Origin of the sequence: Siccibacter colletis, from assembly GCF_000696575.1 — a bacterium.
GTDB classification, from domain to species: Bacteria; Pseudomonadota; Gammaproteobacteria; order Enterobacterales; family Enterobacteriaceae; genus Siccibacter; species Siccibacter colletis.
This window is the reverse complement of sequence record NZ_JMSQ01000013.1, coordinates 46,093-58,314: the sequence shown is the minus strand read 5'-3', so window position 1 is coordinate 58,314 and position 12,222 is coordinate 46,093. Positions and strand designations below refer to the sequence as shown.

Genomic DNA, 12,222 nt, shown 5'->3' with positions numbered 1-12,222 from the left:
AATAATCCTTCATTTTGCCTTCAGGACCCGAATATGAGTCAAACTCCAACCTTAAAAGGTCAGTGCATCGCCGAATTTCTCGGTACCGGGTTGTTGATTTTCTTCGGCGTGGGATGTGTCGCTGCATTGAAAGTCGCCGGTGCTGCTTTCGGTCAGTGGGAAATCAGTATCATCTGGGGATTAGGGGTGGCGATGGCCATTTACCTGACTGCGGGTGTGTCTGGTGCGCATCTTAACCCGGCGGTCACTATCGCCTTATGGCTGTTTGTCGGCTTCGACAAACGCAAAGTTGTTCCTTTTATCATTGCACAATTTGCCGGCGCCTTTTGCGCAGCGGCGTTAGTTTACGGGCTTTATTACAATCTTTTTTACGACTACGAACTGACTCACCAGATGGTGCGCGGCAGCGTAGAGAGTCTCGAACTGGCAGGTATTTTCTCCACCTACCCGAATCCGCTGCTCAACTTTGGCCAGGCGTTCGCCGTTGAAATGGTGATCACCGCTGTGCTGATGGGCGTGATTCTGGCACTGAACGATAACGGTAACGGTCTGCCGCGTGGCCCGATGGCTCCGCTGCTGGTGGGACTGTTGATTGCCATTATCGGTGGCGCGATGGGTCCGCTGACCGGCTTCGCCATGAACCCGGCGCGCGATCTCGGCCCGAAAACCTTCGCCTGGCTGGCAGGCTGGGGCAACGTTGCCTTTACCGGCGGGCGCGATATCCCTTACTTCCTGGTGCCGCTGTTTGGTCCGGTGGTGGGTGCAGCGCTCGGTGCGTTCGGCTATCGTAAGCTGATTGGGCGTCACTTGCCGTCTGCCGAGCAGGTCGTTGAGAAAAAAGCGGCCCGCGCTGAACATCGCAATGCTTCGCTGTAATGAAACTGACAGGACATAACCATGACTACTGAGAAGAAATACATCGTCGCCCTTGATCAGGGCACCACCAGCTCCCGAGCCGTCGTCCTGGATCATGACGCCAACATCGTCAGTGTTTCACAACGCGAATTCACGCAGATTTACCCGAAAGCGGGCTGGGTTGAGCACGACCCGATGGAGATCTGGGCATCGCAGAGCTCCACGCTGGTAGAAGTGCTGGCGAAAGCCGACATCAGCTCCGATCAGATTGCCGCGATTGGCATCACCAACCAACGCGAAACCGCGGTGGTATGGGAGCGTGAGACCGGTAAACCGATCCACAACGCCATCGTCTGGCAGTGCCGCCGTACTTCAGAGATCTGCGAGAAGCTGAAGCGCGAAGGCATGGAAGATTACGTGCGCAAGACCACCGGTCTGGTTATCGACCCCTATTTCTCCGGCACGAAAGTGAAGTGGATCCTCGACCATGTGGAAGGCTCGCGCGAGCGTGCGAAGCGTGGCGAGCTGCTGTTCGGCACCATCGATACCTGGCTCATCTGGAAAATGACCCAGGGACGCGTACACGTCACCGATTACACCAACGCCTCGCGTACCATGCTGTTTAACATCCACGAGCTGGACTGGGATGACAAAATGCTCGACGCGCTGGACATCCCGCGCGCCATGCTGCCGCAGGTACGTAAATCATCCGAAGTGTATGGCCAGACCAACATCGGCGGTAAGGGCGGCACGCGTATTCCGATTGCCGGCATCGCCGGTGACCAGCAGGCGGCGCTGTTCGGCCAGTTGTGCGTGAAAGAAGGGATGGCGAAAAACACCTACGGCACCGGCTGCTTTATGCTGATGAACACCGGTGAGAAAGCGGTCGCGTCAACGCACGGCCTGCTGACCACCATCGGCTGCGGCCCGCGCGGGGAAGTGAACTATGCGCTGGAAGGCGCGGTGTTCATGGCAGGGGCGTCGATTCAGTGGCTGCGCGACGAAATGAAACTCATCAGCGACTCGTTCGACTCTGAATACTTCGCAACTAAGGTGAAAGACACCAACGGCGTGTACGTGGTGCCGGCCTTTACCGGTCTCGGCGCGCCTTACTGGGACCCGTATGCCCGCGGTGCGATTTTCGGTCTGACGCGTGGTGTGAACTCTAACCACATCATTCGCGCCACGCTGGAATCCATTGCCTTCCAGACCCGCGATGTGCTGGAAGCGATGCAGGCGGACTCCGGCATTCGTCTGCACGCCCTGCGCGTGGACGGCGGCGCGGTTGCCAACAACTTCCTGATGCAGTTCCAGTCCGACATTCTGGGCACCCGCGTGGAGCGTCCGGAAGTGCGCGAAGTGACTGCGCTCGGCGCGGCCTATCTCGCCGGCCTGGCGGTTGGCTACTGGCAGAACCTGGATGAGCTGAGCGAAAAAGCGGTTATCGAACGCGAATTCCGTCCGGGCATTGAAACCACCGAACGTAACTTCCGTTACGAAGGCTGGAAGAAAGCGGTGAAACGCGCCATGGCGTGGGAAGAGCACGACGAGAGCTGATTCCCTCACCCTGCCCCTCTCCCCTCGGGAGAGGGGATTTTTCCCTTTCCCGCCTCCTTCCGTTTTTCCTTCGTATCCCCGCCTGGGCCGCAGCAAACTGCCTCCGCCACTCTGTGGTAAACTTCGCACAACTCCTTTTGACTGTACGAGCCTGTTATGAAACGAGAACTTGCCATCGAATTTTCCCGGGTAACCGAAGCCGCTGCCCTTGCCGGCTACAAATGGCTGGGCCGCGGTGATAAAAACACCGCCGACGGCGCAGCGGTACACGCCATGCGTATCGTGCTGAATCAGATCGATATCGACGGACGTATCGTCATTGGTGAAGGCGAGATCGATGAAGCGCCGATGCTCTATATCGGCGAGCAGGTCGGTACCGGGAAAGGTGATGCGGTGGATATCGCCGTTGATCCGATCGAAGGCACGCGCATGACGGCAATGGGCCAGGCGAACGCGCTGGCGGTGCTGGCGGTGGGCGATAAAGGCACCTTCCTCAACGCGCCGGACATGTACATGGAAAAGCTGATTGTCGGACCGGGCGCGAAAGGCGTCATCGACCTCAGTCTGCCGCTCGCCGATAACCTGCGTAACATTGCCCGTGCGCTCGATAAGTCGCTGAGCGAGCTGACGGTGACCATTCTCGCAAAACCGCGTCACGATGCGGTGATCAGCGAGATGCAGCAGCTCGGGGTGCGCGTGTTTGCTATCCCCGATGGCGATGTGGCGGCTTCCATCCTCACCTGCATGCCGGACAGCGAAGTGGACGTGCTCTACGGCATCGGCGGCGCGCCGGAAGGCGTGGTGTCGGCCGCGGTGATCCGTGCGCTGGATGGCGATATGCAGGGCCGACTGCTGGCGCGTCATCAGGTGAAGGGCGACAGCGAGGAGAACCGTCGTATCGGTGAAACCGAGCTGGAACGCTGCAAAGCGATGGGTATCGAAGCCGATAAGGTGCTGCGCCTCGAAGAGATGGCGCGTAACGATAACGTGATCTTCTCCGCCACCGGGATCACCAAAGGCGATCTGCTGGACGGCATCACGCGCAAAGGCAACATCGCCACCACCGAGACGCTGCTGATTCGCGGTAAATCACGCACCATTCGCCGCATCCAGTCGATTCACTATCTCGACCGCAAAGACGTCAACGTGCAGGCTCACATCCTCTGAAAAATTTGTCTGATTGAGCTTTCCGGCCCGCCCGGGCTGGAAATGCCGTACCGACCTGGCGAAGATAATGCAAAGCAAAGACAGGAGTGGAACATGGCAGACTGGGTAACAGGTAAAGTCACACAGATTCAGCACTGGACCGATTCGCTTTTCAGCCTCACGGTTCACGCCCCGATCAAACCCTTCACCGCCGGGCAGTTTACCAAGCTGGGCCTTGAGATCGACGGGGAGCGCGTGCAGCGTGCTTACTCTTATGTGAACGCGCCTGGTAATGAAAACCTGGAGTTCTACCTGGTGAACGTCCCGGAGGGCAAGCTGAGTCCACGTCTGCATGCCATGCAGCCGGGCGACGAGTTGATGGTGGTCAGCGACGCGGCCGGGTTCTTCGTGCTGGATGAAGTGCCGGACTGCGATACCCTGTGGATGCTGGCTACCGGCACCGCTATCGGGCCTTACCTGTCGATTTTGCAAGAGGGCGTTGGCCTGGAGCGTTTCAACCATCTGGTGCTGGTGCACGCGGTGCGCTATGCGGCAGATCTGAGCTATCTGCCGTTAATGCTGGAGCTCCAGGAGCGTTATGCCGGGAAACTGCGCATCCAGACCGTGGTGAGCCGCGAAACGGTGTCAGGTTCGCTGACCGGGCGCGTGCCGGCGCTGATTGACAGCGGCGAGCTGGAACAGGCGGTGGGCCTGACGATGACTACAGAGAACAGCCACGTCATGCTGTGTGGCAATCCGCAGATGGTGCGCGACACCCAGCAGCTGCTGAAAGAGAATCGTCAGATGACAAAGCACCTGCGCCGCCGTCCGGGCCATATGACGGCGGAGCACTACTGGTAACTCAGCGGTATTTCACCTCAAGGGTCGCGTTGCCGTACTTGTTCTCACCTGGGGTGCCGGGAAACGCGCCCAGGTCGAGAATAATCAGCACCATGATGATGGTCGGCACCAGCGTCCCGACGCCCCAGCGCCAGAGGCCTTCCAGCATTACCCAGTTGCCGGCGAACAGCATCCAGGCGAGGATCATCAGCAGCGCCCAGAGCCCTGAGCGCCCGCGATCGTGCAGCCGCTTCACCACCACCGCCGCGGTGGGCCACAGCAGGCACACCAGCATAAATGCCGCGCTCTGGCTGGTGACCCATTCCCGGTCCGCCAGCACGAACAGCAGCAGCATCGCTACCACCCACAGCGCCATCCAGATCCAGAAATCACGGCGTCCGATACGCCCTTTTATTGAAAATAACCACTGCTGGAGAGTCATGTGTCCACCCTGATTACCACGATGCCGCGTAGTGTACACCGTGAACGCCAGGTTTTGACAAGCCAGCCTGATACCGTTTTAATCGATACCCTGAGTTACCGGGAGCGGCTGTTAATGAACCACGTATTACTCACGCTATTGCTGTTTTTACTACCTGTTACGCTGTGTCAGACGGCCCTGGCGGAGGAGCCGGTGGTAGCGCCCACGGCGCCCTACCTGCTGCCCGGTTCACCCACCTTCGATCTGACTATCACCCAGTTTCGCGAGAAGTTTAATGCCGATAACCCCGGCATGACGCTGAACGAATTTCGCGCCATTGTCTCCAGCCGCGACAAAATTACCCTCACCCGGGCGGCGACCAAGATTAATGAAAATCTCTACGCCTCTACGGCGCTGGAGCGCGGCACGCTGAAAATCAAAAGTATGCAGATCACCTGGCTGCCGATTCAGGGGCCGGAGCAGAAAGCGGCGAAAGCCAAAGCGATGGCGTGGATGGCAGCATTGCTGAGGGCCTTCACGCCCGGCATCACGGAAAAACAGAGCATGGAACGCCTTACTACCCTGCTCAGTGAAAGTAAGTCGAAGCGCTATTACCAGAAGTCAGAAGGCGCGATCCGCTATGTGGTGGCAGATAACGGCGAAAAGGGGCTAACTCTCGCCGTTGAACCGATTAAGCTGGCGTTATCTGACGCGAGCGACGCTAACAATAAATGACAAAAAGCAAAGCCTTCGACGGCGCAAATCTCTATACTGAATGACAGTCCATGCTGCCAGACAGGCAGCGATATTCCTTAATCCGCTTCACCGCGTGGAGAATTAAAATGCGACATCCTCTTGTGATGGGTAACTGGAAACTCAACGGCAGCCGCCACATGGTCAACGAACTGATCGCTGGCCTGCGTAACGAGCTGTCTGGCGTGACGGGCTGCGGCGTCTCTATTGCACCGCCGGCGCTGTACCTGGATCAGGCGAAACACGCCGTTGCAGGCAGCCACATCGTGCTGGGCGCGCAGAACGTTGACGTAAACCTGTCCGGTGCGTTTACCGGCGAAACCTCTGCTGAGATGCTGAAAGATATCGGTGCTAAATACATCATTATCGGTCACTCAGAGCGTCGTACTTACCACGCGGAATCCGATGAGTTCATCGCGAAGAAATTTGCCGTGCTGAAAGAACAGGGTCTGATCCCGGTTCTGTGCATCGGTGAAACCGAAGCGGAAAACGAAGCGGGTAAAACCGAAGAAGTGTGCGCACGTCAGATTGATGCCGTGCTGAAAACGCAGGGCGCAGCAGCGTTCGAAGGCGCGGTTATCGCCTACGAGCCAGTATGGGCCATCGGTACCGGCAAATCCGCTACCCCGGCGCAGGCTCAGGCGGTACACAAATTCATTCGCGATCACATCGCTAAAGCCGATGCGAAAATCGCTGAACAGGTCATCATTCAGTACGGCGGCTCCGTAAACGCGGCAAACGCTGCTGAGCTGTTCACCCAGCCGGACATCGACGGCGCGCTGGTTGGCGGCGCCTCCCTGAAGGCCGACGCCTTCGCGGTAATTGTTAAAGCGGCAGCCGAAGCGAAAAACGCCTAATCGTATGTTGCAGAGGGCAGCGCATCGCTGCCCTGTATCAGGCCCGGTACGCCTTTGCGCGACCGGGCTTTTTTTATAGTCGTCCCAGCAGCCTGAACCAGCCGTAATCCAGCGGCAGCAACACGACAAAGGTCACCAGCGCTAACGCCAGACACAGCTTCATCCCTGCTCTGGCCGGTACGCCGCCCAGCGCCATCGCCACCACAATCGGCGACGCCTGGTACGGCAGCAGCGGCGTGGAGTACCCCAGCACCTGAATCATGATGGTCGACAGCAGCGGGAAGCCGGTCGCCTGCGAGAAGCTCTCCGCCAGCGTGGTATAGAGCGCTGGCACGCCGTTGGCGGTCATGATGAAATTCAGCGCCGACGTGATGCCGGTCAGGGCCACGAAGCTGGTGAAGGGCTTCTCTGCATCCAGCGGCATTACCGCCAGCAGCGCTTCACCCACCGCCCGACCAATGCCGGTATGGGTCACCGTGGTCGCCAGGCCAAGAATACCGGCGACGTAGATGCAGGTGCGGATATTGACGCCGGTGGCGAACTCGTCGCCGGTAATAAACCCGACCCGTGGCAGGAGCGTTACTACCGCGGCCGCCAGCCCGACCCACGCCGGGCCGATGCCGTGCAGGCTCTCGGTCACCCACAGACCCAGCACCACCACCAGCATCGCGCTAAGGCGCAGCTCGGCTCCGCTCATCGGCTCTGCGACCGGCAGCTCGCGCGGCGGCGTCGGCTTACCGGGGAACAACCAGCAGATCAGGCCAATCAGGATCGCGCCCTTAAGCAGCCCCAGCACCGGGGTGTGCAGCAGCAGATAGGGCAGATAGTTGAGGTGAATGCCAAACGACCCTTCCGCCGCGCCGCTCATCACCAGATTCGGGACGTTGGCGGGCAGAATCGTTGCCGACAGCTGGAACGTGCCGAACCCCACTGCCAGTGCCAGGCCGAACCACGCGCGTGTACCCTCTGCGATGCCGGCGCGATGCGCCATCGCGGCTACCACCGGCATCAGTAAGGCGATACGCCCCATATTGGAAGGCATGACAAACGCCAGGGCATAGCTCAGCAGCACCACGCTTGCCACCATCAGCAGCCAGGAATCCGTAAGACGGGCTGACATCGCCCGTGCCGCGCGATCGGCTAATCCGGTCTTACGGATCGCGACGCCCAGCACGAAGCCGCTGAACACCAGCCAGAACGCCGAGGAGGCAAAACCACCGAAGATGATTTCCGGCGGAGCGATTTTCGCCATCATCGCCACGGTGAAAAACAGCAGCGCGGTGACAAACTCAGGCAGTAATGACGTAGCCCAGAGAACGATGGTGATAAGAACGATCAGGCCTGGCAGCCATAGCGGGTGAGATAACCAGAGCGACATACCTGTCTCCTGTAGAAAATTTCATCGAGTCTACGGCGCGCCCTGTTATCTGTAAACGTTACGGTTGGTGGGGATGTTGCAGAATGGCGCAGTCGTGATCCTGAATCTCTTCCGCCGACGCGAGGTTAAACGACACGAGGCTACGCTCGGTTGCCAGCAGCACAAAGCTGCCGTCATTCTGACGCACTACCGCGAGGCCATAACGCCCCATATGCTCGCGCGCATTTTCAACTTCTTCTGCCAGCATGATAAACGGGCTACGCTGGGCCAGCTCGCTTTCGGTCACGCGCCGCGCCAGATATTCATGCCCGTTAATGCCGCCCGGCAGGGGTAACCACTGGGTGCTGATGGTGCCAGCGCTGTTGTCGAGCTGCTCGCGCACGTCCGGGCGCAGGCAGGAGATATGGATATGCAGGTGGTTCTGGCTACGTCCGAGACGGGAGTTAATGGTCAGTGAAATCGCGCTCTCCGGCAGTGGCGCACCGTTTTTCTCGCTCAGGTAGCGTCGCGCCTGCCAGGCCTGCCAGAAGAAATTGGCGGTGTGGGGGCTGAGCACGTCCGGGCTTTCGATGCCGTTGATTTTCCAGGACGGCATTAACAGGTACTGCAGCGGGCCGTTGCGATCTTTAAATACCACATAGCCGCCGTGCAGCTTCACCTCCGCGCAGGGCGCGGGCTGTTGGCGATCGCGCTGCCCTGGCACGCACTGCTCCAGTGTAATCTGACGCAGCGCATCCGAATTGCTGGCGACATGCCACAGCCATCCCGCCACTGCGGCAACCACGACCAACAACAACCCCACTACTGTATAAAGAACACGTTTCATCATCCATTCCCTGAAACAAACCGAACCGGAAGCGTAACGTATTTTACTACACAAATAAAAAACGGCCCCGCAGGGCCGCTTTACCACGCACGCTCAGCACGTAGGGTGGGTAAGCGTAGCGCACCCACCTTTGGATGCGTAGCAACGGCGGGTGCGCAGGCTTACCCGCCCTACAACATCCCCCCTACATGCGGACAAGTATCAACCCGCAGGGCCGCTTCACCACGCACGCTCAGCACGTAGGGTGGGTAAGCGTAGCGCACCCACCTTTGGATGCGTAGCAGCGGCGGGTGCACAGGCTTACCCGCCCTACAACATCCCCCCTACATGCTGACAAGTATCAGCCAACAGGGCTGCTTACGCTTAGCGCTTGCTGATCTGGTCGAAGGTACCGCCGCTGGAGAAGTGCTCTTTCTGAGCTTTGGTCCAGCCGCCGAAGACGTCATCGATGGTGAACAGCTTCAGTTGAGGGAAGGTCTTTTCATACTTCGCTGCGACCTGCGCATCACGCGGACGGTAGAAATTCTTCGCGGCGATCTCCTGGCCTTCAGGCGTGTAGAGATACTTCAGGTAGGCCTCCGCAACCTGCTGCGTGCCCTTCTTCTCTACAACCTTATCCACGACCGAGACGGTCGGCTCGGCGAGGATCGACTCGCTCGGGGTGACGATTTCAAACTTGTCCTTACCCAGCTCGTTGGCCGCCAGCAGCGCTTCGTTTTCCCAGGCGATCAGCACGTCGCCGATCCCGCGCTCAACGAAGGTGTTGGTAGAGCCACGCGCGCCAGAATCCAGCACTTCCACGTTCTTATACAGTGCCTTCACGAAATCCTGCGCTTTTGCCTGATCGCCGTTGTTCTGGTGCAGGGCATAACCCCACGCAGCCAGGTAGTTCCAGCGCGCACCGCCGGAGCTTTTCGGGTTCGGCGTAATCACCGACACGCCAGGTTTAACCAGATCGTTCCAGTCGTGGATCTGTTTCGGGTTGCCTTTGCGCACCAGGAATACGATGGTGGAGGTGTATGGCGCGGAGTTATCCGGCAGGCGTTTGATCCAGTTTTTATCGATGCGGCCACGTTCGGCAATCGCGTCAACGTCATAGGCCAGCGCCAGCGTCACCACATCGGCTTCGATGCCGTTGATAACTGACGTCGCCTGCTTGCCGGAGCCGCCATGCGACTGGCGGATCACCACGTTATCCCCGGTCTCTTTTTTCCAGTGGGCGCTAAACGCCTTGTTGTACTGGTCGTACAGTTCGCGCGTTGGATCGTATGACACGTTCAGCAGCTGAATATCTTTTGCCAGCACGCTTGTCGATGCCAACAGTAACGTTAAGCCCACTCCCAGTTTGTTCATCCGCATGCTCTCTTAATATTGTGTTGTAATGCGAGCAGCCTGCCAGAAAGCGTGATGATGATTAAAGAATAAAAAAAGATTGGCTATAACTTTAGAGAATATAACGGATGTAAAAAAGCCGGGTTTCCCCGGCTGATAATTGACTGACTTAGTAGAGTTTTTTCGCGCAATCGAGCCAGTCACCTTTGAACGGACGCTTCATGTTTTCAATAGCGTCGATGATGTCGTGATGCACCATTTTTTCATTCTGGATACCAACGCAGCGCCCGCCGTAGCCCTGCAGCAGCAGCTCGATGGAGTAGGCGCCCATGCGGGACGCGAGGATACGGTCGTACGGCACCGGTGAGCCGCCGCGCTGGATGTGGCCCAGCACCGTGGCGCGGGTTTCGCGTTTGGTTTCGTCTTCGATGTACTTCGCCAGCTCGTCGATGTCACAGATGTGCTCGGTGATGGCGACGATGGCATGCTTCTTACCTTTCGCGATACCCGCTTTGATCTCGGCAACCAGATCTTCGCGGTTAAACTCCACTTCCGGCAGCACGATGAACTCACAGCCACCGGCAATCGCCGCCGCCAGGGTCAGGTCGCCGCAGTAACGGCCCATCACTTCAACGATAGAGATACGCTGGTGTGATGACGAGGTGTCGCGCAGGCGGTCAATCGCTTCTACCACGGTGTGCAGCGCGGTGAAATAACCGATGGTGTAGTCGGTACCCGCCACGTCGTTATCGATGGTGCCCGGCAGACCGATGCACGGGAAGCCCATCTCGGTCAGACGCTTTGCCCCCATGTAGGAGCCATCGCCGCCGATGACGACCAGCGCATCAATTCCGCGCTTCTTCATGTTCTCGATGGCGACCGCACGCACGCGGTCTTCGCGGAATTCCGGGAAGCGCGCAGAGCCGAGGAAGGTGCCGCCGCGGTTAATCATGTCCGACACGCTGTAGCGGTCGAGCTGGATCATGCGATCTTCATACAGACCGAGATAGCCATCATAGATACCAAAAACTTCAAGGCCTTCGGTTAACGCAGCACGCACCACACCGCGAATCGCGGCATTCATGCCAGGCGCATCACCGCCACTTGTCAACACACCGATTTTCTTAATCATGGACTACCTCTGAACGTAGGAATGCAAAAATAAATTCTGTCACGGGAGCGCTCACCCTTATGCCGGGCGGTCTGAACAATTGCTGCAAATAGTATATCAACCGTTTTCAGCTGAATTGATTCAGGTCAGGCGAATATTGGGTAAATTATGCAATAAAATGTTGCCTGCCTCACTGTTTACCGTGCCCAACTAAAGCTCAATTTGCGCTGCTTTTTCATACGGAACCACCGAACAGGGGTCCTGATGAATGATGACATCCGATCCTGGAAAACGCTGCAGGATCGCCTGCTCCACCTGTTCAGCCACCAGATGCGCCTGAACCAGCGGTAACGTATCGTCCATTTCCAGATGGAGTTGAATAAAGCGTGTCGGCCCTGACTGGCGAGTACGGAAATCATGTGCCCCTCTGACGCCCGGCCACGAGGTAACAATATCGACAATCGCCTGCCGCTCGGCATCCGGTAATGCCCTGTCCAGCAGCGACTGCACGGCCTCGTATCCCATACGAAGCGCGCTGAAGAGAATATAAATGCCGATGCCGAATGCGAACAGTGCATCCGCCCGGTGCCATCCATACCACGAGAGCGCCAGCGCGATCAGAATTGCGCCGTTCATCATAACATCAGACTGATAATGAAGCATATCCGCCCTTACCGCCTGGCTTTGCGTCCGCCGCACCACCCAGCGCTGGAACGCCACTAACGCCAATGTACAGACCAGCGCAATCAGCGTTACCACCATGCCGATGCCCGGCTCGTTCATCGGCGAGGGGCGAACAATATGCTGAATGCTGGTGAGAAACAGGAACAGCGCCGACCCGGAGATAAACATGCTCTGCGCCAGCGCAGCAAGGGATTCCGCTTTACCGTGCCCGAAAGTGTGCTCGTCATCGGCGGGCTGCAGCGAGTAGCGCACCACCAGCAGGTTGGTCAGCGAGGCGGCGATGTCTACCAGGGAATCCACCAGCGCCGCCAGGATGCTGACGGAACCGGTATACCACCAGGCAAAGATTTTAACGATCAGCAGCATCGTGGCCATTGCCGTGGCCGCTATAGCCGCGCGCGTGACCAGTCGCCCATAGTTCTGATTCATAAAGGCTCCTGCAAAGGCATAGCCAGATTATAA

12 protein-coding genes are annotated in these 12,222 nt (G+C 58.2%); 6 read left to right on the top strand and 6 right to left on the bottom strand.

Annotation, left to right across the window (positions count from 1 at the left end):
• The first annotated feature begins 33 nt into the window (after nt 1-33).
• From ET34_RS0114820 to fpr, 4 genes are all read left to right on the top strand, one after another.
• Nucleotides 34-876, top strand: coding sequence for an MIP/aquaporin family protein (locus tag ET34_RS0114820; RefSeq protein WP_031523334.1), 843 nt, complete (start codon nt 34-36; stop codon nt 874-876).
• 21 nt (nt 877-897) lie between these two features.
• Entirely contained in the window at nt 898-2,412 is a 1,515-nt protein-coding gene (glpK, locus tag ET34_RS0114815) for a glycerol kinase GlpK (RefSeq protein WP_031523333.1), read from the top strand.
• 156 nt (nt 2,413-2,568) lie between these two features.
• A complete protein-coding gene (gene glpX / locus ET34_RS0114810; protein ID WP_031523332.1) occupies nt 2,569-3,579 on the top strand; it encodes a class II fructose-bisphosphatase in 1,011 nt (336 codons plus the stop codon).
• Nucleotides 3,580-3,672: 93 nt separating this feature from the next.
• Complete coding sequence (gene fpr, locus ET34_RS0114805) at nt 3,673-4,419, top strand: ferredoxin--NADP(+) reductase (RefSeq protein WP_031523331.1); 747 nt, start codon at nt 3,673-3,675, stop codon at nt 4,417-4,419.
• A 1-nt stretch (nt 4,420) separates the two neighbouring features.
• Here fpr and ET34_RS0114800 read toward each other — a convergent pair whose 3' ends face one another.
• Nucleotides 4,421-4,840, bottom strand: a complete 420-nt coding sequence (locus ET34_RS0114800; RefSeq protein ID WP_031523330.1) for a DUF805 domain-containing protein — start codon at nt 4,838-4,840, stop codon at nt 4,421-4,423.
• 114 nt (nt 4,841-4,954) lie between these two features.
• Between ET34_RS0114800 and ET34_RS0114795 the strand changes: the two genes are divergently transcribed.
• Together ET34_RS0114795 and tpiA are read left to right on the top strand one after the other, a co-directional pair.
• On the top strand, nt 4,955-5,554 hold the full coding sequence (locus tag ET34_RS0114795; RefSeq protein ID WP_031523328.1) for a DUF1454 family protein: 600 nt from the start codon (nt 4,955-4,957) through the stop codon (nt 5,552-5,554).
• 107 nt (nt 5,555-5,661) lie between these two features.
• The gene (gene tpiA, locus ET34_RS0114790) at nt 5,662-6,429 is read left to right on the top strand and encodes a triose-phosphate isomerase (RefSeq protein WP_031523326.1); all 768 of its coding nucleotides are present in this window, start codon (nt 5,662-5,664) and stop codon (nt 6,427-6,429) included.
• Between the two features lie 73 nt (nt 6,430-6,502).
• Here tpiA and ET34_RS0114785 read toward each other — a convergent pair whose 3' ends face one another.
• From ET34_RS0114785 to fieF, 5 genes are all read right to left on the bottom strand, one after another.
• Complete coding sequence (locus tag ET34_RS0114785) at nt 6,503-7,807, bottom strand: SLC13 family permease (RefSeq protein WP_031523324.1); 1,305 nt, start codon at nt 7,805-7,807, stop codon at nt 6,503-6,505.
• Between the two features lie 58 nt (nt 7,808-7,865).
• Nucleotides 7,866-8,633 carry a CDP-diacylglycerol diphosphatase gene (locus tag ET34_RS0114780; protein WP_031523322.1) on the bottom strand — a complete coding sequence of 256 codons (768 nt, stop codon included), beginning with the start codon at nt 8,631-8,633 and terminating at the stop codon, nt 7,866-7,868.
• Nucleotides 8,634-8,996: 363 nt separating this feature from the next.
• Nucleotides 8,997-9,986, bottom strand: a complete 990-nt coding sequence (locus ET34_RS0114775; RefSeq protein ID WP_031523320.1) for a sulfate ABC transporter substrate-binding protein — start codon at nt 9,984-9,986, stop codon at nt 8,997-8,999.
• A gap of 148 nt (nt 9,987-10,134) precedes the next feature.
• Nucleotides 10,135-11,097: a 6-phosphofructokinase gene (gene pfkA / locus ET34_RS0114770; protein WP_031523318.1), complete on the bottom strand. Its 963-nt coding sequence runs from the start codon at nt 11,095-11,097 to the stop codon at nt 10,135-10,137.
• Between the two features lie 189 nt (nt 11,098-11,286).
• A complete protein-coding gene (gene fieF / locus ET34_RS0114765; protein WP_031523316.1) occupies nt 11,287-12,189 on the bottom strand; it encodes a CDF family cation-efflux transporter FieF in 903 nt (300 codons plus the stop codon).
• Between the last annotated feature and the right edge of the window lie 33 nt (nt 12,190-12,222).